Below are 22,159 nucleotides of genomic sequence, written 5' to 3' on the forward strand. Positions count from 1 at the left end.
AAGCCTATCTTGTAGGTGAAAATTCAGAGTAGCCTAACAGCGCTCTATTGATTTGCTGATGAGTGACTGCTCATTGTGCAAGTGCAATTGGTAAGAATTTAAAATATCTAAAACATCCGTTTTAGTATGTAACTTTATAGTGGAAGTCGAATGGATCAATATATTGAATTTGTCTCAAACCATCCAATTCTAAGCCTAGCTTGGGTTGCGATTGCGTTTCTTATTATTAGTGGCGCAATAAAAAGTAAATTTTCAGCAATTCGTCAAATCAATCCTCAGCAGTTAACGTTACTTATTAACCGCGAAGACGGCCAGGTTGTTGATATGCGTGGGCAAAAAGAGTTTAAAACCGGCCATATTGCCGGTGCTGTGCACTTAAACCCAGAAAAAGCTAAAGAATCTGATTTCTCGACCCTTGAAAAGTATAAGAGCAAACCCATTATAGTGGTATGTGCTGCAGGCATGACTGCTTCAGGTGTTGCAACCGCAATGCATAAAGCAGGCTATGAACAGGTTTATGTTTTATCTGGCGGTATGGGTGCGTGGCAATCAGCAAGTCTGCCAACAACAAGCGGTCGCTAATATCTCTTAGCTAAACCGATTAAGGATTAATTATGAGTAACGTTGTTTTATACACCAAAGGATATTGTCCTTTTTGTCATCGCGCATTAGCGCTGTTAGACAGCAAAGGTGTAAAATACACAAATATTGATATTGGCGTTCAGCCAGAGCTTCGCGATGAAATGATCGCCAAAGCCGGTGGCGCAAGCACGGTTCCACAAATTTTTATCAACGATGAACACATCGGTGGCTGTGACGACATGATGGCACTAGAAGCGCAAGGTCACCTTGATGCTAAGCTCAGTGCTTAATTTAATTAATTATAATAAATAACAGGTTAGGAATAACAATGAACGAACAAAATCAAAACGCAGCAGCAGAAGCTGATGCAGGTGCACAGTTTACTATTCAACGTATTTATACTAAAGATGTATCGTTTGAAACGCCAAATTCGCCGGCTATTTTTCAAAAAGAGTGGGCTCCAGAAGTAAAATTAGATTTAGATACGCGCTCTAACAAGCTTGATGAAGGTGTTTACGAAGTTGTGCTTGCACTAACTGTAACGGCATCTATCGGTGAAGAAACTGCGTTTTTATGTGAAATTCAACAAGCAGGTATCTTTACGATTGCTGACGTTGAAGAAATGCAATTAGCGCACATGCTAGGTGCATTTTGCCCTAACGTGTTATTCCCATACGCACGTGAAGCGGTATCTAACTTAGTAAATCGTGGTACGTTCCCACAACTTAATCTTGCGCCAGTTAATTTTGACGCATTATTTGCACAGTACATGCAGCAACGCACAGCGCAAGCTGAGCAGGCTACAGCAGACGCTTAATTTATGAATACAGCCACATCAGCTGTTACTGTTTTAGGGGCGGGGTCGTATGGCACCGCCCTTGCTATTTGTTTAGCCCGAAATGGTCACAAAGTGACTTTATGGGGACGCAATAGCCAAGACGTTGCGACGCTTGCAGCTGAGCGAAAAAATCAACGTTACTTACCTGAAATTCCTTTTCCTGATACCTTAATCCTTGAAGCAGATTTACAGCGTGCAACGCAAAATAGCGATATTGTTTTGGTTGTTGTGCCAAGCCACGCATTTGCTGACACATTAAAGCAAATCAAACCTGCTTTGCGGCCAAATGCAAAAATAGCATGGGCCACCAAAGGGCTAGAGCCAAATACTGGGCGTTTGTTACAAGAAGTGGCAGTGCAAGAACTAGGTGAAGAGGTGCCACTAGCGGTGCTTTCTGGGCCAACTTTTGCCAAAGAAATGGCGATGGGATCACCAACTGCAATTTCGGTGTCATCAACATCATCGGCATTTGCTAAACAAATAGCCGATTTATTGCATTGCGGGCGCTCGTTTAGGGTGTATAACAATGATGATTTTATTGGTATACAGCTCGGTGGTGCGGTTAAAAATGTAATTGCTATTGGTGCGGGAATTTCTGATGGAGTGGGGTTTGGTGCAAATGCTCGTACCGCGCTTATTACTCGTGGTTTAGCAGAGTTGTCGCGTTTAGGGTGTGCACTAGGTGCAAAACCTGAAACCTTTATGGGTATGGCCGGATTAGGTGATTTAATTCTGACCTGTACCGATAACCAATCACGCAATCGCCGTTTTGGTTTAGCCTTAGGCAAAGGTGAGAGTGTTGATGATGCCATTGCATCAATTGGCCAAGTGGTTGAAGGCTTTAGAAATACCAAAGAAGTGTACTTACTCGCGCAGCGTGCGGGTGTTGAAATGCCAATCACTGAGCAAATATACAAAGTACTTTATGAAAATAAAGACATGAAAGCAGCTGCTATGGCCTTATTAGGTCGTGAACAGAAATCAGAATAAAACGAACTGCTAGGTTTTAGGTAACAGGTATTTTTGTTTACCTAAAACCTAAAACCTAAAACCTAAAACCTTACTGAGCGTTTGGAAAACCAAGCTGACGCCAAGACTCATACACAAACACAGCTACCGCATTAGATAGGTTCATACTACGGCTGTCGGCTTGCATAGGAATACGTACTCGTTGCTCGTTTGGTAATGCTTGGATCATGTCATCAGGTAGGCCTCGGGTCTCAGGACCGAATACTAAGCAGTCACCCGCTTCATATTGTGCTTGATGGTGAAACTGACTGCCTTTAGTGGTGCATGCATACACTTTTTTAGGCTGACACTTTTCTAAGTAAGCTTCAAATGAAGCATGGCGTTGCACATGGCTAAATTCGTGATAATCAAGGCCAGCGCGTTTTACACGTTTGTCATCCCATTCAAACCCTAACGGTTCAATTAAATGCAGTGAATAGCCTGTATTGGCACATAAACGAATGATATTCCCGGTGTTAGGCGGAATTTCAGGTTGGTATAAAACAATATCCAGCACAATAAGCCCTATAAAATCTTTAATTTGACGGGGTCAGTATACACGAACAATGAATAAAAAATGATATACTGAAAACATTAAATACAGCTTAAAACGGAAAGATACGTGCATAATCGCAGTTATGAATTTTGGGTCAAGGCCTCCAGCATAGTGACCATGATTATGGTCAGCCTAATGATTGCGACCAAAGCATGGGCGTGGCTTGCGTCAGGTTCGGCGTCAATGCTTGGCTCATTAACCGACTCATTAATGGATATAACAGCAACACTAATGAGCTTTTTGGTTTTATCGTACGCGCTGCGTCCTGCGGATGACGACCACCGATTTGGTCACGGTAAAGCCGAGGCGCTTGCAGGGCTTGGGCAGGCCGCTTTTATTGCAGGCTCAGGTTGTTTATTAGCGTTTCATGGTATTGAGCGTCTCATTAATCCCGTAGAGCTGACACATTCATTATTAGGTGTGTGGGTCAGTATTTTTGCTATAGCGTGTACTTTAGTAATTGTATTTGTGCAAAATAAAGTAGTGAAGCATACAGAATCAATCGCCATCAAGGCTGATTCTGTTCACTATAAAGGCGATTTAATTTTAAACGCGGCGGTACTAATTGCTATTTTACTTGCTTATTATGGGGTGCTGTATGCTGATCCTCTATTTGCCATTGGTGTAGCGGGTTACTTACTTTATAACAGCTGGGATATAGCAACCGAAAGTGCCTCGCATTTAATGGACAAAGAGCTACCCGATGAAGAAAAGCAAAGTATTTTTGAAATAGCGCGTAACCATAATGATGTTTATGGCGTTCACGGTATTCGCACTCGACAGGGCGGTAAAGTTAAGTTTATTCAACTGCATTTAGAGCTTGATGACAATTTACCGCTTATTCGTGCCCATAAAGTGGCAGATGAAGTGGAGCTGATGATCACTCAGCAATTTGAATCTGAAGTTGATATTTTGATTCACCTAGATCCGCTGTCGCTTAGTAGTTAACCTATTGAATCACAAAATTTATAAAGGCTTGTTAGCAATGGTTGGCGAATTTCGTCCCGCTCAAAAAACAGCTCGTGCTTAGCCCCTTTAAACTGCTTTATTAGGGTGTTTTTATGTCGGCTTGCAAGCTTATGCTGAGCTTGGTTATCAACCACTTCGTCATTTTCTGCGCTGGCTATAAATAACGGGGTTGTTATGGATAGTTTATCGAGCGCTTTAATAAATGAAAAAACAGTATGCAGCCAGCCATAGGTAACACCGCCTAATTGTAATAGTGGCGTTTGCTGATAAGTTGCCCTAAATTGATCATAGCGTATTTGGCTACTGGTTAAAGTGTTAAGCGCAAACTCTTCAGGTGTATAATCGCTTTGTCCTAACGCATAACACCCTGAGAACCCTAATAATGACGCACTGGCGGCGATAAACTGTGCTACGGGTTTTGGTATTCCTTTAGTATGAATATCAAACATGGGCGCAGATAAAAACGCCCCACTAAAATCATGTGAATAACGTGCTAAGTAATCAAACGCAATAGCGCCGCCCATTGAATGGCTAAGCAGTAGTTTTTTACCTTGCCAATGCTGCTTTACCACCTCAAGATTGAATTGATTGAGATCGTGACTGTAATCTTCAAATTGTTTGACATAGCCTTTATGGGGGTTTTTTAATAACCGATAAGAGCGCCCTTGGCCTTGGTGATCAACAATAAAAACAGCAAAATTATTACAATAAAGCTCCCAAAGTAGCTCTTTGTATTTATCGAGTCCTTCAATGCGCCCAGAACTAATAACAATGGCAGTGTGAGCCTGTTTAGGCTTAGCGTAAGCATAAAATAATTTACCGGCAGCCGTGCTTAAATACGCTTTTTTTAGCGTATTAGTATAAAACTCATTAATGGCAGGCAGGTTATTTTCAAGCTCGCTTTCATTGCTATAAAACATGGTGTCTCTTTTGTATTGGTAAGCTTATCTCAACGCATAACCCGCCAGCGTCCTTATTTGATAAAGCTAAATTTCCGCCGTGGGCAATCACCGCATTTTTTGCAATGGCTAAACCCAGCCCAGTGCCGCCGCTGACTCGGTCGCGGGCATCTGATTGCCTGAAAAATGGCTCACATAGTTTATCAAGTTGCGCTGTGGGAACGCCAGGGCCGTCATCACATATTTGTATAGTGATGATATCACTGTGTTTTAAGGTGATGCTAATAGTATGTTGTGCGTATTTAATTGCATTACGTAAAATATTTTCTAGAGCACTGGCAATCAGCATTTCGTCGCACTCTATATTTACCTCAGCATCACCTTGAATATGCAGCGTTTTATTGTGCTGTTTTGCTTCAAACTGAGCATCGTTAATCACATGGTCAACAATAACTTGTAACGACTGCGCTTGCAGTGATAAAGGTTGGCTATTGGCTTCTAAGCGCGATACCTGCAATACATCGGCTATCATTTTATCAAGTTGATTTGCTTCTTTTTCAATACGCAATAAATACGATTGGCTGGCTTCACTCGCTTGCATTTGCGCCAGCCCTGTGGCCATTTTTAAGCGTGTTAGTGGGGAGCGCAATTCATGGGATATATCGGCAAGTAAACGCTTTTGAGCGCTAAGTAGTTGCTCTAATTGATCAGCCATACGGTTAAAATCGCGTCCTAAAACTCCAAGCTCATCTTTTCGTTGACTATTTATTGCCGCGCGCGCACTTAAATCGCCATTTGAGAGCCTAATTGCAGCTTGTTTTAAACTATTTATAGGGGCAATTAAGTTACGACTAAATAAAAAGCTTAATGTAAGTGAGGCGATAATGGCGATAGAAATTTTTAACCAAACCGGCAACAATCTTAAGCGAATAAAGAGCGGTCGCTGTTGATTTATATCGATTTCATATAACTCAAATTCGCCTTCAGGTACTCGAATGCGCACAGGGCCAAAAGCTTGGTAATATTCAGTAAAAATAATTTGAGGTGGCATGCCTTCACTAAAGTTCAGTAAGCTAAAATCAATATTATTCTCAACTTTTTTACTGATCAAAAACTCATCACTACTTAGTGAATTTAAATAAAGTAACTTGCGCTTACTCAAACGCGGGTGAGTAATAATGTCATGAATAGAGCGCTTGTGTTTATGTGCACTACGTTCGATACCTCGAGCCAAATATTCTAGGTTTTTTTGCATCGGCCCTTTTAGGGGGTCATGGCTAATAGCATTGATCAGCGAAATATTACTTAAGAAAAATAGCGCAGTAAAAGTGCCAATGATCGTTAGCCAAAACCAAGCAAAGACTTTAAAAAACAAATAATGTCGAGGGTGTCTTAACCAACTAAAACGCGTTACTTTACTCTCCTTGGATAAAGACATAACCCGTCCCTCGAATAGTTTTAATTTTTTCACCCGCGATATGCTCGGCTATTTTTTTTCGAATATTACTCACATGCATATCAATAGAGCGATCAAATGACGCTAAACGCCGTCCTAGTACCTCTTCGCTTATTTGCTCTTTGCTTATAACATCAGGGGCGTGTTTTACTAATAAAGCCAATATTTCGTATTCGGTACCCGTAAGCGTGAGTGTGGTGTTATTTACACTGGCTTCACGCGTGGCAAAGTTAATAGTAATACCGTTTAAAGAGAGCTTTTTATTATTGTTATTGCTTACACTATTAATGTGTTCAATACGGCGAGTAATAGCTTTAACGCGGGCAAGGAGTTCGCGGTGGTTAAACGGTTTTGGAATATAGTCATCAGCGCCGAGCTCTAAACCAAAAATACGGTCAAAGTCTTCACCTTTAGCGGTCAACATAATTACCGGCGTTAATTTACTTTGTCTGAGTTGTTTGAGTACTTCAAAGCCATCTATAGAGGGCAACATAACATCAAGTAATATAAGCGCGTAATCGTTTTGTAAAGCAAGCTCTAAGCCTTGTTGGCCATCATGCGCGGTTTGTATGCTAAAGCCTTGTGCGCTCAAATACTCGCTTAATAGCTCACATAAACCTGTGTCATCATCAATCATTAATAGTTTCATACATTAAGCCCTACGCGCTGTTTTATGGTTTTATTTTACGCGTTTAATGTACTAAAAGTTAGTCTTTACATAACCTTTACACTGCTTTGCGTTACTTTGCATTGAGCCGGTTATAGTGAACACACTGGCTAGCAGCCAACAACCAACTCAATATTAAGGTGATGATTATGACTAAGATAAACACGCTATCAAAATTAGTACTTATATGTGGCTTAACAGCAGCAACGCTCAGTGCGGGCAGCGCACTTGCAAAAGGTGATGGCCATAAACAAGGCCACTCTCAAGCACGCTTTTTACTCTCTGAGCGAGCAGCAGATAAACTGGCGCTTACTGAGGATCAACAAACACAACTAAAAGCGATTTTTACAGCGCAAAAAACGCAAATTAAAGCACTAAGAAGCCAAAATAAAGACGCGCGTAAGGCACAGCGCCAAGCTTATAAAGCGCAGATGGATGCGTTATTGTCAGCGCCAAACTTTGACGAAAATGCAGCGAAAGAGTTATTAACCGCACGCCAAGATAAGAAGCAGCAATTGGGATTAATTAAATTGAAAACCCAGCATCAAGTAATGCAACTGCTTAACGCTGAGCAAAAAGAAAAGTTAGCTAAAATACAGCAGCGCCGCAGGTAATAGGGCGAGGTTTTAACCCCATGGCCAGTAACTCGTTGTCTGAAATATAAAATGCGCGGCATAAAGCCCCGCCTACAGAATATTTTGAACCACAGAGGGGGCGAGGCGCTTTGCGCTCTACAGAGTTGCCTGTTGCTAAAACCTAAAACCTAAAACCTAACACTGACGCGGGGTAAACCCGCTGCTACAGGTATAAAAAATCTTGCAATGTTAACTGCAAGGTTTTTAAATTTCTCGAACCTCGAACCTCGAACCTCGAACCTCGAACCTCGAACCTCGAACCTTTAAAAATCACTTAAAAAAGTCATCTTCGTTTTTTGCCATCATTGCTTCAATGTCTTCAATCATGTCTTGGCTGAACTCATCTGCAGATGTAATCGGTGCTGAAATTTTATTATTTTCAAACGACCATTCACCTAAATCAATAAGTTGGCAACGTTTTGAACAAAAAGGGCGATTCGGACTTTGTGCTGACCATTCTACTTTTGCTTTACAGGTTGGGCAGTTAACCACTGTTGGCATAATTTACTCTCACATTAATATAGGCTTTGCGACTCAATTTATAATAAACAGCTAAGCTTTCTATTTAAAAACTAGTGACACGATTAACCTCAGCAAGTGAGGTCACACCCTCTGCGGCTTTACGAATACCCGATAAACGCAAATTGTTATATCCTGCTTTAAGTGATACCTCAGCAATTTCTAATGAGTTACCGCCGCGCATTATAATTTGCGCTATTTCAGGCGTAATTTTCATTACTTCGTAAATACCAACACGGCCTTTGTAGCCATCGGTACAGTTTTCACAGCCTTTAGGTGCGTATAAAACCATGTCTTGAATTTGTTGTTCACTAAAGCCTTGGCGTATAAGCTCTTCGCGAGGTAACTGCTCTGGTGTTTTACATTTAGAGCATAACCTTCGGGCTAAACGCTGAGCTATAATTAAACTAATAGAACTGGCCACATTATACGCGGGTACACCCATATTTAACAAACGAGTAATCGTTTCTGGCGCTGAATTGGTATGCAGTGTTGACAGCACCAAGTGACCTGTTTGCGCCGCTTTAATTGATATTTCTGCAGTTTCTAAATCACGTATTTCACCCACCATCACCACATCGGGATCTTGACGTAAAAACGCCCGCAGTGCATTAGCAAAAGTCATATCTGCTTTAGTATTTATTTGTACTTGGTTAACCCCTTCGAGGTTAATTTCTACCGGATCTTCGGCAGTACTAATATTCCGCTCCGGCTGATTGAGTATATTTAAGCCCGTATACAAAGAAACCGTTTTACCTGAACCGGTTGGGCCGGTAACCAAAATCATTCCTTGCGGTTGCTCAAGTGCATCGAGGTAGAGTTTTTTCTGTTCGGGCTCATAGCCTAATACATCTATACCTAACATGGCACTGGATGAATCAAGAATACGCATTACAATTTTTTCGCCCCACAAAGTTGGCATGGTACTAACACGAAAATCAATACTTTTACGCTCTGTTACCTTAAGCTTAATACGGCCATCTTGTGGTTTACGCTTTTCTGCAATATCTAGGCGCGACATTACTTTTATGCGCGCTGATAATTTACTGGCTAAAGTATTTGGCGGGCTGGCTACTTCGTGCAAAATACCATCAATGCGAAAGCGAATACGGTATTTGTGTTCATAAGGTTCAAAGTGTAAATCTGAGGCGCCTTTTTTTATTGCATCCATTAAAATTTTATTAATGTAGACAATTATTGGGGCGTCGTCTTTGTCATCGTCTTTAGGAGTGTGTTCTTTGTGCTGCTCAGAATCGAGTTCAGCAAACTCTTTAAATTCGTCTTCACTTAAATTTAAACTGCTAGAGGCATCGAGTAATTGCTCAATTTTATGGTCAAGCTGGACGTAGTCAACCACAACTACTTCGCACGATAAACCCGTGCTAAATTCAAAGTTTTCGAAGGCACCATAATCGGTAGGATCTGAGGCGGCAATATACACTTTTCTGCCTTTTTGTACCAAAGGCAAAATATGGTGTTTGCGGATCAGTTTTTCTTTAACCAGCTCAGCTGATATTTGTGCAACATTAAAATCTTTTAAATCAAAAAAAGGCACTCTAAATAAATCAATGCATTGCTCAGCTAAATCTTTACTGTCTATTTTTCCGCATTTAGAGATAAGCTCTGCAGTTGAGGCAAAATCTTGCTGCCGTGTTTTTACGGTATCAGTATCAACCCGGCCGAGGGTAATAAATTTTCTTAATAACGGTGAGTTAATATTCATTGCGCACCTGATTTAATCCTTCTTTAGTCAGCAATTTATCAGAAAAAAGAAAGGAATACATTAATCGTACCAACGCAGCAGACAATTTACTGATAAAAATATCAGTTTATTGCGCTGCGATTGGGTTAATTTATTTATATTGTAGACTTAGCTTGCTGTAAATAATAATTATGCAGTTTAAGTAAGTCTTGTTTTACATCGCTTAGGTCGCGGTTATTATTTAAAATATCATCCGCTTTTTGTTGTTTATGCTCTCGAGACATTTGTGCGTCAATAATTTGCTCTGCTTGTTCAATGCTTATATTGTCGCGCTGTGTAGTACGTGCAATTTGCACCTCTTTGGGAACATCTATTAGCAAAGTACGATGACAGTAGCCATCAAGCCCATTTTCAAATAATAACGGGGCAACTAAAACCACATAGTCGCTTTGCGCGTTTTTTAAGTCAGTGAGCAGTTTAGTACGAATTAAAGGGTGCAGCAGGGCATTGAGCCATGTTTTTTGTTCAGGATTACTAAAAATCCGCGATCGTAGTTCGCTACGGTTTAATGCGCCATGTTCATCGAGTATGTCAGTGCCAAAATGCGCAATAATCGCTTTTAGGCCATCAGTGCCGGGTTCAACCACTTGGCGAGCCACTATATCTGCATCCACAATAGTAATGCCTAGCTCTGCCAACATATCGCTAACTGCGGTTTTACCGCAGCCAATTCCGCCGGTTAGTCCCAATACCCAGTTGTTTTTATGATGTTGTGTATTGTTCATAGTTAGTAGCCAATAAAATTAAAATAGCTGTTTTGTAGTTGCGTGCCCCATAGCATAGTGAACCAACCGGCTATTGCTAAGTAAGGACCAAAAGGAATGGGGGTTGCTTTGTCTTTACCTTGAATACTCAGTAGAGCAATGCCAATTACAGCGCCAACTACGCTTGAGAGCAAAATAATGGTCAATAACGATTGCCAACCCAGTATGGCTCCAAACACCGCCAGTAATTTAAAGTCGCCATAGCCCATGCCTTCTTTGCCGGTTATTAATTTAAACAACCAAAACACACTCCATAAGCTTAAATAGCCACATGCTGCGCCAATAATGGCATCGCTAGGGGCAATGGTATAACCCATAACAGAGGCTATTAGTGCTAACCATAAAAGTGGCAAAGTAAGCTGGTCCGGCAGTAGCATGTGATCAATATCAATAAAAGTCAGTGCTACCAACGCCCAAGTAACTACAATGTACAATAAAGCCTGCTCTGTTGCGCCAAAGGTGTAGGCAACCACTAAACTTAAAATAGCGGTAATGGCTTCAACGAGAGGGTAACGAACTGATATTGGGTTGTTACAGGTTGCGCATTTACCTTTTAAAAATAACCAACTAAATATAGGGATGTTTTGCCATGGCTTAATGGCTGCTTTGCACTTTGGGCAACATGAGTTGGGTTTAACTAAGTTAAACGTGTCAGTAGTGTGTTCAGTGGTCTGTTTAGCCTTTGGGCTGGTTAGTTCATCGGCTAATAATAAGCGGCATTCAGTTTGCCATTCTTTTTGCATCATTAGCGGTAAGCGATAAATCACCACATTTAAAAAGCTACCAATACATAAACTCACTAGGCCAATCGTGGTTAAGTAAAACCATAAATGGTTTTGCATCGTGGCGGTGATATCAATAAAAAGACTTTGCATTTATTTTACCTAAAACTAAATTCTGCGTTGATAATACAGTGGTTTTATATAAGTGCAAAGTTAGGGTTTAGGATGTTAGGTTCGAGGTTCGAGGTTCGAGGTTCGAGGTTCGAGGTTCGAGGTTCAAGGTTCAAGGTTCAAGGTTCAAGGTTTTAGGCCCATAACCCGAAGCTCGTTGCTCGTGAACCTAAAACCGAAATAAAATCTTAAAGGACGCGGGGTTAAATAACTGAACCTAGTTGGAATATAGGTAAGTACATGGCGACAATTAAGCCACCGACTAATACACCGAGCACTGCCATTATTAACGGCTCAAGTAAGCTCGATAGGCCATCTACGGCGTCATCTACTTCTTGCTCGTAGATAGTGGCCACTTTTGCCAGCATGCCATCAAGCGATCCTGACTCTTCACCAATGGCAACCATTTGAATTACCATATCAGGGAATATTTTTGAATTACGCATCGCCCAATTCATTTGGTTACCTGAGCTTACCTCGGCTTTTATTTCTAAAATAGCATAACGGTAAACTGCGTTGCCTGAGGCACCAGCTGCGGAATCAAGCGCATCTACCAGCGGTACACCCGCAGCAAAAGTGGTCGATAAAGTACGTGCATAACGCGCTACCGCTGCTTTATTTAAAATCATACCAACAACAGGGAGTTTAAGTATGGCGCGGTCAGTGGCATCACGCAGCTTTAAACTTCTTAAATGTGCTTCTTTAAATAGATAACCAAATGCCACAACGCCAATGAGCGCTATCCACCAGTTCGCTTGCATAAATTCTGATATACCAATCACAAATAAGGTAAAAGCAGGCAGTTCTGCACCAAAGCCAGCAAAAATATCTTGAAATTGCGGCACCACAAAAATCAGTAATATGGAGGTTACAATCAGCGCAACTACTAATATAGCAATCGGGTAAAACATGGCTTTTTTAATTTTTGATTTAAGCGCTTCTGATTTTTCTTTATATAGCGCAACGCGGTCGAATATTTTATCCAGTGCGCCAGATTGCTCGCCTGATGCCACCAAGTCGCAATATAAATCATCAAAATAGCGGGGGTGTTTTCTCAGCGCAGTTGATAAGGGCTGGCCAGCTTTTACTTCATCGCCAATGGTGCCCATCAGTTTGGTAACACTTTTATTGGTCGAGCCTGAGCCTATCATTTCAATCGATTGAATTAGCGGTACACCCGCCATCAGCATAGTAGCTATTTGCCTAGTAACTAAGGCTATATCTTTTGGGGTAATTTTTTGTACGCTTTGAATACCAAACAAAGGTTTGGCTTTTCGTTTAACTTTTGAGGGCGTTATGCCTTGCTTACGAAGTTGGGCTTTAACTAGAGCAATGCTTGCACCAGTCATTTCACCTTCAAGGCGTTTCCCGCGAGCACTTACGCCTACCCATTCAAAGGTATCAAATCCTTTTTTGTCTGGTTGTTTTGCCATTATTAATCCTCGAAGTAAGTAAGCTTACAATTTTCAAAAGATAATTGCCCGTTAGACCAAAAGCTAGGACCGTGTGGTTTAGGGTCTAAACAGTTGTAGCTCAGTATGACTAATGCCGCGTAAAGTAAAGATGTTGTAAATGTAATAATTTGTGCTACTTTTTTATGTGTTTTGCTTTTTCTTTCAACTAAATTATAACCTAAATATCCAAGTAAAATCCCAACTAAAATAAATAAAAAGGTCTGCGGAATTGGCATGACTATTACGCCACTGACTAGTGAGTAAATCAGTAAGCTTACAAATGAAGTAAAACAGGTTAAAAACTCATTGTTATCTTTGTTTTTTTTAATGAAGGTAAGTGATTGAGTAATTAATTTATATATAAACCAAACAACAATAGATAAAACAATTGCTCCCCAGTTGTTCAGAATTTGAAGGATACTATTATGGGGATGGCCAAAATCGAAAACTTCAGATTTATATCCACCAGGGCCATTACCAAAAAGTAGTGTTTTAAGGTATATATTATTGATGATTTCTAGCCATATCTCGTACCTTTTTGAGCTATCAGTTCTTATTGTATACTCGGCTGAGTGGTAAAAGCTAAGATAAAAATAATGAAGTGAAAATAATAAAATAGCAGCCAATAGACAAAAGAGTATCTCTTTTATCATACTTCTATTTATGAAATAGCAGTAAACTAATGTTGTCACCAATATTGCTATTGAAGCTCCTCGGGCACTACTGAAAAGTAACAAAAAGAAATTTAAAGTCAGAGTGACTTTTGCAACTCGATGTAAATTTGGGTGTAAAAGAAAATAGATAACAAAAGGTATGCTTAGGACTTGAAATTGATTAAAAAATCGAATGTTATAAAAACCATACAAAACACCATCAGGTAGTGGAAGTTCACTTGATAAAATAAAAAAAGAATAATTAAGTAATGAATAAGATACTAAAAATATGTTAGAGAATAGTATTGTATAAAATAAAATAGAGTTATCACTTTTTATTTTATACCCTAAAAAAACAAGGCTTATTAGCATTGTAGCGTGAAGATAGCTCAAGCTTGAATGTAATAGGTTGTTACTTAATAATGTGCTGGTTAAACCAAGGAGTAGCACTAAAGTTAAAGTCAGATTTGCTTTTTTTTCTAACTTGAGTGAGGGAAAATAAAATAAGGCGCACATACTTAGAAGTATTGATTGGAAAGCTCTTTTTTCATTAAATAGACCAAAGAAGTATTCATCAATAAATGGAGTTAAACAAGCAATTAAGAATATAGAGAGGGCTATATGGTGGCTGTGAGATTTGATAAATTGCATGTAAAGAAAAGCTCTTATGTATAAGAGCTTCTACATTTGTTGAAATAGGAATTAACTACCATTTCTACAGTTTTGTGGAACATACTTATTTAAAGTTGCAGCGCTTATTTCACAAGTCCAGCTAATGTTTGTTGCATTTGTTGTGTTTGGGGTTAAAGTTAATGTAGCTCCAGTTAAATCTGTATTGATAGCTTTGATTGTTGTCGTTATCTCTCCTGCTGTTCCAACTACCACACTAGTCACATATGGAGAGGAGATATTTTCATCTAACCCTACCGCTTTATTAGAAGCACAGCTAGCAGAGCTCCCAGTTGATATAATACATTCACTAACAGCTGTTTTAGCTGATGCTGTGAAAGTTATAACTTCACTCATTTTAGCGCGAGCCGTATAATCTTGGTAAGCAGGCAACGCTACTGCTGCCAAAATACCGATGATTGCTACTACAATCATTAATTCAATTAGGGTGAAACCCTTTTGGTTTTGTTGTGTCATTGTTTGCATGTTTCCTCTCCTAAAGGATAATGTTGTGGTAAGCCAAACGGGTATAAGTTTTTAAAATGTAACTTATGTTGTTCACTTAACCTGTTACTACAAAAATAAAATCATTTTGCCAAATTTAGTGCTGTGTTTAAGCGGTAAAATATTGGCCGCAAAGATATCGCACTGCATGGCGGTTATTCGTTAATTTGTCCCTTACTTGAGCATAAACCTAACTATTAAAAGTTAGTTATAACCCGCGTAAGTTACAAGCTAATTATAAAAATAAACCCTATCGCTTATTTTTACTCTGTCCCTTATAAATACCTTTTCACTCTTTATAACTAATTAAATATTTAAAACTAGTCAATATGAATGAGTCTAACACTGTTTATTGCGCTTTTGTATGTAAAAAACTTATAAAAAGCGCATTAATTTAATAGCTTGTTATAAATAATCCTTTTGAATTATTTAATGCCCTTTTTTAAAGGCTGTCAATCAATTAGCGCGGGAATATATAAATAAATTTTACATTATTTACTCAAATCGCATCGATAAATCGATTGATTGTAAATTTTTTGTAAGCGCTCCGCTTGAAATAAAGTCAACCCCAGCTTGCGAGTAGGCTTTTAGCGTTTCTAAGGTCATATTGCCTGATACTTCTAATTTAGCGCGCTTATTTGTAATGCTAACCGCTTGGCGTATTTGCTCTGGGTTAAAATTATCTAACATTATAATATCGGCGCCTGCGTTAATGGCTTGCTCTAACTCAGCAAACGATTCAACTTCAACCTCTATAGGTTTATCGGCATGATTTAGCTTAGCTTGAGCTACTGCGTTATTAATTCCTCCACAGGCTGCTATGTGGTTTTCTTTAATTAAAAACGCATCAAACAAACCAATTCGATGGTTTGCACCGCCGCCACACTTAACTGCGTATTTTTGCAATGCTCTTAGCCCCGGAATGGTTTTACGGGTATCGAGTAGTTGCGTGCTAGTGCCACTTAGCTCTTTTACATAATGCGCGGTGGTGGTGGCTGTGCCAGAGAGCGTTTGTACAAAATTAAGTGCTGTACGCTCTGCCGTTAAAATAGCGCGAGCAGAGCCTGATGCGGTGAACAGAGTGCTATTGGCACTAACAAAGTCGCCGTCGTTCACGCATATAGTTACAACCACACTTGGGTCGACTTGCTTGAACACTTCAATGATTAGGTCTTTACCACAAAAAATGCAGTCTTCACGGGTGATCACTTTCGCATTGGCTTGCTCTGCTTGCGGAATAAGCTGTGCGGTAATATCGCCTTGTTCTGCGCTTTGGTGATTTAGGTCTTCATCTAGCGCTAAGGTAACAAGTTGGCTAATTAGGGTATGCGAAATAGACATGAAAAAGCTCATAGTAGATAATTAATTAATTAACTAAATTTTACTCTGTTTAATTACTAAATAGAAGCAGCTAACAACTAAACTAAAAAGCCAGCGCTTAATTAACGCATTAATCATATTTTATCGTTTGGTATTACGCTATCTTTATAGGGTTAAATCTATTAGCATCTTGATATACATCAATTTTGGTTGATTAACCTGAGCGCTGCGAGCTACGTGTAACGGGCTATGGGCAGCGGGCTACATAAGTTTTAAATAAATAGTATGAAAATAGATTCTTTAGGCGTTATAGATAATATTACCCAGCGGGCGTGTAGCCACTTTGACGAGCGACCTGCTCACAGCGATATTTCACTGTTGGTTATTCATAATATTTCATTACCCGCAGGGCAGTTTAACACTCCCTACGTTGATGATTTATTTATGGGGTGTATTGATTGTAATGCGCACCCTAGCTTTAGTGACCTAGAGGGGCTTAAGGTGTCAGCGCATTGTTTTATTAAGCGCTGCGGCGAAGTTACACAGTATGTGCCTTTTGAAAAACGTGCATGGCATGCGGGGCGCTCCTGCTTTGCTGGGCAACAAAATTGTAATGATTTTAGTATAGGTATAGAGCTTGAAGGCACAGATACAATTAACTATACCGATGCGCAATATCAAAGTTTAGCTGCATTGGCGCAGGCTATTATGCAGCGCTATCCAAAAATAACAGCCAGTAATATAGTTGGGCATTGCGATATAGCCCCTGGGCGAAAAACCGACCCTGGGGTCAGTTTTAACTGGCGTAAGTTTTTTAACCTAATTAAATAACTAGGGTCTGTTGACCTTTCAAGGTTAAATTTGCAGCAGTCTGTTTGGTATTTAGGCAAGGCAGCGCCTATGTGGTGTGGTTATTCCCCATAAATAGGCGATAACGTAGCATCAATGCCAAACAGGCGCTGCCCTTCGGGTTCTGCCTAGGGACGATTTACTCTTTGTTGCTCGGTTTTGACTTAGCCCACTAGGTTACAAACCTCGCGCCGCGATTAAATCGCCCCTAGTTTGAACAAATTATAATCCGCAAAGGTCAACAGACCCTAAATTAAGCGAGTAACAACATGATTTTGGTTTCAATAATAATAGCACTGATACTTGAGCGTTTAGGTGCTCGCTCTGCGCATTGGCAAATAAGTCATTATGCCAATGGCTACTTAAATCGCAGTGTTAATTTATTAACGAATAAAGGTTTATTTGGCACGGCTACCGGGTTTTTGATTTGGTTATTACTGCCAGTGATTGCCGTTGGGTGTGTGTATTTTTTATCTGACTTTGCACTTTGGCAGCTTGTTTTTAATGTAGCGGTGTTATTAGTGTGCTTTGGCTGTGCTAAACAGCGTGCTTTGTATAAGTCGTATTTAAATGCACTGACTCGCGGTGATCAAACCGCTGCGTCTTTGTATGCTTTGCAATTAGGGCAAAAACGCACCCAAGATCAACAAGGCGGCGAAACCGTTGGGCAAACATTAGCTTGGGTTAACTTTCGATTTTATTGCGCGGTTATATTTTGGTTTGTGGTATTGGGGGTTGCTGGTGCTGTTTTTTATGCATTAGTGCGTACCTTTGCCGACTTAGTCAGTGATAACCGTGATGAAGTCATTGCTAAGCATTTTAAACTCCTCCACCGTTTACTATTTTGGCTTGATTGGCTCCCTGCGCGTATTACCAGTTTTGGTTATTTAGTGATTGGTAACTTTAATAAAGGGACTAGCTGTTGGCTACATTACGTGTTTGACTTTTCAAGCCCTAATCGCAAGGTGGTTACTTATACGGCGCTAGCGGCTGAACAAGTTGAAGAGCGCTACTATGGTTGCACCTTTGAAGCCACCTGTATGATCAAACTGGTTAAGCGAAATGTACTTTTCTACTTAGTATTGATTGCTTTAATGACTTTATTTGGTGGTTTAAGTTAAAGAGCAGGGGTTAGGTTCTAGGTATTAGGTAGAAATTAAGCCAAGCACTGTGATTTGCTTGGTGTTGGCGGGCTACGAGCAATGAGCAACGGGGAACGGGCTTAAAACCTTTGATCTTTAACCTAGACCCTAAATATGCGGGAGGTAAACTCTCGATTACAATAAAATAAAGGTATGTTTGTATGAGGCGCTACGTTTTACCCTACTGCCGAACCCCGAACCCCGAACCCCGAACCCCGAACCCCGAACCCCGAACCCCGAACCCCGAAAATTAAAAATTAGCTGGTCTGACCATTTGTTTTTGATCTTATTAACCTTTCTTTACTCTCTGTAATCTGTGTATTATTTGAACTTTGTTTAAATTACGTTACGCTGGCCTTAGGGCTTTAAAACTGCTGTAAATTGACAGTAATTACGGTTTTTGATAACGTATGGCAAAATTTGGTATGACCAATTTACCTTTTGGTCAGGTCATTCAGTTAAAAGCCTTGTTTTATGGGCTGTTAGCACTTATACAACGCGGACGTTGATTGATGTCTTTAAAAATTAAAGCGGCAAAATTATCTGATGTTATTTTACAACAACTTGAGAACATGATTCTTGAGGGGTCGTTAGCACCAGGAGAAAAGTTACCACCGGAGCGTGAACTCGCCAAGCAATTTGAAGTGTCGCGTCCGTCGTTGCGTGAAGCCATTCAAAAGCTTGAGGCAAAAGGGCTCGTAACCCGTCGTCAAGGTGGTGGAACGTATGTAAAAAATCAATTGGAAGAGGGGCTGACTGATCCGTTGTTTGATTTGATCAGTAAACACCCCGAATCGCAATTTGATTTATTAGAATTTCGTCATGCGCTAGAGGGAATTGCGGCTTATTACGCAGCACTTCGCGGAACAAGTAACGATTTTGCAAAAGTAAAACAGAGCTTTGATCAGATTGCATTAGCTAAAGATGAATTAAAGCAAAAAGCCAAAGCGATTAATGACTTTCATTTTTGCATCGCAGAGGCATCTCATAATGTAGTGTTACTGCATTTAGTAAGAGGGATGCGAAGCTTACTTGAGCAGAATGTTTTACAAAATTTAACAGTGTTACTTAAAAAGTCAGATATAAGCAGCCAATTAGCCGAACACAGGCGTTTATTAATGGATGCAGTGATTGACGGTAATCCTGAACAAGCTCGCTTAGCGAGTAATGCGCATTTAGCCTATATTGAAGAAGCATTGCTTGAAGCGGGTAAAGAGCATTCGCGAATTGAACGTAGTTTAAGACGCACCAAACAAAATTAAGCAAGTACATTCACTGTTAACTTGATTCAACAGTGAAGTATTCAATACATACATTAGTATTTTAAACATAAGGAAACCTCCATATGTCTGAAGTCAATAAAATTGACGTAGACGCGCTAGAAACACAAGAGTGGTTACAAGCTCTTGAATCGGTTGTGCGCGAAGAAGGTGTTGAACGAGCTCAGTTTTTACTTGAGCAAGTGTTAGAGCAAGCCCGTTTAGACGGTGTTGATATGCCAACAGGCATTAACACAAACTACGTTAATACGATTCCGGTTGACCAAGAACCAGCCTATCCAGGTGATGTAAATCTTGAGCGCCGTATTCGTTCAATTATTCGCTGGAACGCGATTATGATTGTATTGCGTGCATCGAAAAAAGATCTCGACTTAGGCGGCCATATGGCGTCTTACCAATCGTCTGCTGCATTTTATGAAGTATGTTTTAACCATTTCTTTAAAGCGCCAAATGATGTTGATGGTGGTGATTTAGTTTATTACCAAGGTCATATTTCTCCGGGTATTTATGCGCGTGCATTTGTTGAAGGGCGTTTAAGTGCCGAACAGCTTGATAATTTCCGTCAGGAAGTAGATGGTAAAGGCTTACCTTCTTACCCTCATCCTAAATTAATGCCTGAGTTTTGGCAGTTCCCAACGGTATCTATGGGCTTAGGTCCAATTTCTTCAATTTACCAAGCGCGTTTCTTAAAGTACTTAGATGGCCGTGGCTTAAAAGACACTAAAAACCAACGTGTATATGCGTTTTTAGGTGATGGTGAAATGGATGAGCCAGAATCACGTGGTGCTATTTCTTTTGCTGCCCGTGAAAAGCTGGACAACTTATGTTACTTAGTTAACTGTAATTTACAGCGCCTAGACGGCCCAGTAATGGGTAACGGTAAAATCATTCAAGAGCTAGAAGGGCTATTTAAAGGCGCTGGCTGGAATGTTATTAAACTTGTTTGGGGTAGCGGTTGGGATATTCTGCTTGCTAAAGACACCACAGGTAAACTACTACAGCTAATGAACGAAACTGTTGATGGCGATTACCAAACATATAAAGCAAAAGATGGCGCGTACGTACGTGAACATTTCTTTGGTCGTTACCCAGAAACAGCGGCACTTGTTGCTGATATGACCGATGACGAAATTTTTGCGCTTAAGCGTGGTGGTCATGAATCGTCAAAGCTTTATGCTGCATTCAAAAAAGCAGAAGAGACTAAAGACCGCCCAACAGTGATCCTTGCTAAAACAGTAAAAGGTTACGGCATGGGTGAAGCGGCTGAAGGTAAAAACATTGCGCACCAAGTTAAGAAAATGGATATGTCGCATGTGGCTCACTTACGCTCACGCTTGGGCTTAGATGATTTAGTATCAGAAGAGCAATTAAAAGAGCTGCCTTACTTAGAGCTTGAAAAAGATTCTCCAGAGTACAAGTACCTACATGCTCGTCGTGATGCGTTACAAGGTTACACGCCAACACGTATCGCTAAGTTCTCTGAAAAATTACAGTTGCCAGAAGTAGATGCGTTTAAGCCGTTACTTGAAGAGCAAAAACGTGATATTTCAACCACTATGGGCTTTGTACGTGCACTTAATATCTTATTAAAAGATAAAGGCATTGGTAAAAACATTGTGCCAATTATTGCCGATGAAGCACGTACTTTTGGTATGGAAGGTTTATTCCGTCAAATCGGTATTTATAATCCGCATGGCCAAAACTACACGCCTCAAGATCGTGATATTGTTTCTTACTACAAAGAAGCAACCTCAGGACAAGTACTACAAGAAGGTATTAACGAGCTAGGTGCAATGTCGTCATGGGTTGCTGCTGCAACATCTTACAGCACCAACGACTTACCGATGATCCCATTCTACATTTACTACTCTATGTTTGGTTTCCAACGTGTTGGTGACATGGCATGGATGGCAGGGGATCAACAAGCACGTGGTTTCTTATTAGGTGCTACAGCAGGTCGTACAACGCTAAATGGCGAAGGCTTACAGCATGAAGATGGCCACAGCCACATTCTTGCAAACACGGTACCTAACTGTATTTCTTACGATCCTACTTATGCATTTGAAGTAGCGGTTATTGTGCAAGACGGTATTCGTCGTATGTACGGTGAAGATCAAGAAAACATTTACTACTACCTTACGTTAATGAACGAGAACTACCATCAGCCAGCCATGCCAGAAGGCGCTGAAGAAGGCATTCGTAAAGGTATCTACAAGCTAGAAAGCTACGAAGGCAAAAAAGCCAATGTACAGCTATTAAGCTCAGGTACTATCATGACTGAAGTGCGTAAAGCAGCGACAATTTTAAGCGAAGAGTTTGGTATTGCGTCTGATGTTTACTCAGTAACTTCATTCAATGAACTTACCCGTGATGGACAAGATGTTGAGCGTTTCAACATGCTTAATCCAGAAAGCGAGCAAAAAACGCCGTACATTACTAGCGTATTAAACGACTCAGTAACCGTTGCTGCAACGGATTACATGAAAAACTACGCAGAACAAGCGCGTTCATTTATCCCAAGCAGTAACTACAAAGTATTGGGTACAGATGGTTACGGTCGTTCTGACAGCCGTGAAAATCTACGTCGTCACTTTGAAGTTAACGCAAGCTACGTGGTAGTTGCGACATTATCTGAACTTGCTAAACGTGGTGAAGTTGAAAAGTCAGTGGTTGTTGAAGCAATTAAAAAATTCAACATCGACACGAACAAACTTAATCCACTGTACGCATAAGAGGTTTG

At 40.3% G+C, this 22,159-nt stretch carries 22 protein-coding genes; 10 read left to right on the plus strand and 12 right to left on the minus strand.

The window, feature by feature from the left end:
- Nucleotides 1–150 precede the first annotated feature (150 nt).
- From AAEY57_RS00950 to gpsA, 4 genes are read left to right on the plus strand one after another with little or no spacing between them, the layout of a single operon-like run.
- A complete protein-coding gene (locus AAEY57_RS00950; protein WP_013465947.1) occupies nt 151–582 on the plus strand; it encodes a rhodanese-like domain-containing protein in 432 nt (143 codons plus the stop codon).
- 32 nt (nt 583–614) lie between these two features.
- Nucleotides 615–872, plus strand: coding sequence for a glutaredoxin 3 (grxC, locus tag AAEY57_RS00955; protein WP_016899746.1), 258 nt, complete (start codon nt 615–617; stop codon nt 870–872).
- A 38-nt stretch (nt 873–910) separates the two neighbouring features.
- Nucleotides 911–1,399, plus strand: a complete 489-nt coding sequence (gene secB / locus AAEY57_RS00960; protein WP_013465945.1) for a protein-export chaperone SecB — start codon at nt 911–913, stop codon at nt 1,397–1,399.
- A 3-nt stretch (nt 1,400–1,402) separates the two neighbouring features.
- Nucleotides 1,403–2,410 carry an NAD(P)H-dependent glycerol-3-phosphate dehydrogenase gene (gpsA, locus tag AAEY57_RS00965; RefSeq protein WP_016899747.1) on the plus strand — a complete coding sequence of 336 codons (1,008 nt, stop codon included), beginning with the start codon at nt 1,403–1,405 and terminating at the stop codon, nt 2,408–2,410.
- A 70-nt stretch (nt 2,411–2,480) separates the two neighbouring features.
- Here gpsA and trmL read toward each other — a convergent pair whose 3' ends face one another.
- Nucleotides 2,481–2,945, minus strand: a complete 465-nt coding sequence (trmL, locus tag AAEY57_RS00970) for a tRNA (uridine(34)/cytosine(34)/5-carboxymethylaminomethyluridine(34)-2'-O)-methyltransferase TrmL (RefSeq protein WP_008466410.1) — start codon at nt 2,943–2,945, stop codon at nt 2,481–2,483.
- Between the two features lie 105 nt (nt 2,946–3,050).
- On the opposite strand from trmL, the gene AAEY57_RS00975 reads away from it, so the two are divergent.
- Entirely contained in the window at nt 3,051–3,932 is an 882-nt protein-coding gene (locus AAEY57_RS00975) for a cation diffusion facilitator family transporter (RefSeq protein WP_502935485.1), read from the plus strand.
- Here AAEY57_RS00975 and AAEY57_RS00980 read toward each other — a convergent pair.
- Genes AAEY57_RS00980 through AAEY57_RS00990 form a run of 3 tightly spaced genes read right to left on the minus strand, consistent with a single transcriptional unit; the run spans nt 3,929 to nt 6,957 of the window.
- Nucleotides 3,929–4,873 carry an alpha/beta fold hydrolase gene (locus AAEY57_RS00980; RefSeq protein ID WP_008114910.1) on the minus strand — a complete coding sequence of 315 codons (945 nt, stop codon included), beginning with the start codon at nt 4,871–4,873 and terminating at the stop codon, nt 3,929–3,931. The two genes, AAEY57_RS00975 and AAEY57_RS00980, sit on opposite strands and share 4 nt — an antisense overlap.
- On the minus strand, nt 4,863–6,290 hold the full coding sequence (locus AAEY57_RS00985; protein WP_350605754.1) for an ATP-binding protein: 1,428 nt from the start codon (nt 6,288–6,290) through the stop codon (nt 4,863–4,865). Before AAEY57_RS00985 ends, AAEY57_RS00980 begins: the two co-directional genes overlap by 11 nt.
- Complete coding sequence (locus tag AAEY57_RS00990; protein WP_016899750.1) at nt 6,268–6,957, minus strand: response regulator transcription factor; 690 nt, start codon at nt 6,955–6,957, stop codon at nt 6,268–6,270. Before AAEY57_RS00990 ends, AAEY57_RS00985 begins: the two co-directional genes overlap by 23 nt.
- A 167-nt stretch (nt 6,958–7,124) precedes the next feature.
- On the opposite strand from AAEY57_RS00990, the gene AAEY57_RS00995 reads away from it, so the two are divergent.
- Nucleotides 7,125–7,589 carry a Spy/CpxP family protein refolding chaperone gene (locus AAEY57_RS00995; protein WP_008114914.1) on the plus strand — a complete coding sequence of 155 codons (465 nt, stop codon included), beginning with the start codon at nt 7,125–7,127 and terminating at the stop codon, nt 7,587–7,589.
- Between the two features lie 291 nt (nt 7,590–7,880).
- On the opposite strand, the gene yacG is transcribed toward AAEY57_RS00995, so the two are convergent.
- The 8 genes from yacG to nadC all read right to left on the minus strand — a co-directional run bounded on the left by yacG (nt 7,881) and on the right by nadC (nt 16,169).
- The gene (yacG, locus tag AAEY57_RS01000) at nt 7,881–8,111 is read right to left on the minus strand and encodes a DNA gyrase inhibitor YacG (protein ID WP_024601728.1); all 231 of its coding nucleotides are present in this window, start codon (nt 8,109–8,111) and stop codon (nt 7,881–7,883) included.
- Nucleotides 8,112–8,175: 64 nt separating this feature from the next.
- A complete protein-coding gene (gene pilB / locus AAEY57_RS01005; protein ID WP_350605757.1) occupies nt 8,176–9,852 on the minus strand; it encodes a type IV-A pilus assembly ATPase PilB in 1,677 nt (558 codons plus the stop codon).
- A gap of 134 nt (nt 9,853–9,986) precedes the next feature.
- Nucleotides 9,987–10,616 carry a dephospho-CoA kinase gene (coaE, locus tag AAEY57_RS01010; RefSeq protein WP_350605760.1) on the minus strand — a complete coding sequence of 210 codons (630 nt, stop codon included), beginning with the start codon at nt 10,614–10,616 and terminating at the stop codon, nt 9,987–9,989.
- Between the two features lie 2 nt (nt 10,617–10,618).
- Nucleotides 10,619–11,530, minus strand: a complete 912-nt coding sequence (locus tag AAEY57_RS01015; protein ID WP_350605761.1) for a prepilin peptidase — start codon at nt 11,528–11,530, stop codon at nt 10,619–10,621.
- Between the two features lie 221 nt (nt 11,531–11,751).
- A complete protein-coding gene (locus tag AAEY57_RS01020) occupies nt 11,752–12,981 on the minus strand; it encodes a type II secretion system F family protein (RefSeq protein ID WP_350605763.1) in 1,230 nt (409 codons plus the stop codon).
- A 2-nt stretch (nt 12,982–12,983) separates the two neighbouring features.
- Nucleotides 12,984–14,306 (minus strand): O-antigen ligase family protein, encoded by a 1,323-nt coding sequence (locus AAEY57_RS01025; protein ID WP_350605765.1) that lies wholly within the window; start codon nt 14,304–14,306, stop codon nt 12,984–12,986.
- Nucleotides 14,307–14,357: 51 nt separating this feature from the next.
- A complete protein-coding gene (locus tag AAEY57_RS01030) occupies nt 14,358–14,810 on the minus strand; it encodes a pilin (protein WP_008466435.1) in 453 nt (150 codons plus the stop codon).
- A gap of 513 nt (nt 14,811–15,323) precedes the next feature.
- On the minus strand, nt 15,324–16,169 hold the full coding sequence (gene nadC, locus AAEY57_RS01035) for a carboxylating nicotinate-nucleotide diphosphorylase (RefSeq protein WP_350605768.1): 846 nt from the start codon (nt 16,167–16,169) through the stop codon (nt 15,324–15,326).
- A 264-nt stretch (nt 16,170–16,433) separates the two neighbouring features.
- Between nadC and ampD the strand changes: the two genes are divergently transcribed.
- The 4 genes from ampD to aceE all read left to right on the plus strand — a co-directional run bounded on the left by ampD (nt 16,434) and on the right by aceE (nt 22,151).
- Complete coding sequence (gene ampD / locus AAEY57_RS01040; protein ID WP_350605770.1) at nt 16,434–16,979, plus strand: 1,6-anhydro-N-acetylmuramyl-L-alanine amidase AmpD; 546 nt, start codon at nt 16,434–16,436, stop codon at nt 16,977–16,979.
- Between the two features lie 287 nt (nt 16,980–17,266).
- On the plus strand, nt 17,267–18,118 hold the full coding sequence (gene ampE / locus AAEY57_RS01045) for a beta-lactamase regulator AmpE (RefSeq protein ID WP_350605772.1): 852 nt from the start codon (nt 17,267–17,269) through the stop codon (nt 18,116–18,118).
- Between the two features lie 533 nt (nt 18,119–18,651).
- Nucleotides 18,652–19,401 (plus strand): pyruvate dehydrogenase complex transcriptional repressor PdhR, encoded by a 750-nt coding sequence (gene pdhR / locus AAEY57_RS01050; protein WP_076920086.1) that lies wholly within the window; start codon nt 18,652–18,654, stop codon nt 19,399–19,401.
- Nucleotides 19,402–19,484: 83 nt separating this feature from the next.
- Complete coding sequence (gene aceE, locus AAEY57_RS01055; protein ID WP_350605775.1) at nt 19,485–22,151, plus strand: pyruvate dehydrogenase (acetyl-transferring), homodimeric type; 2,667 nt, start codon at nt 19,485–19,487, stop codon at nt 22,149–22,151.
- Nucleotides 22,152–22,159: the final 8 nt, after the last annotated feature.

It is taken from the genome of Pseudoalteromonas sp. MER144-MNA-CIBAN-0113 (genome assembly GCF_040308965.1).
Taxonomy (GTDB): Bacteria; Pseudomonadota; Gammaproteobacteria; order Enterobacterales; family Alteromonadaceae; genus Pseudoalteromonas; species Pseudoalteromonas tetraodonis.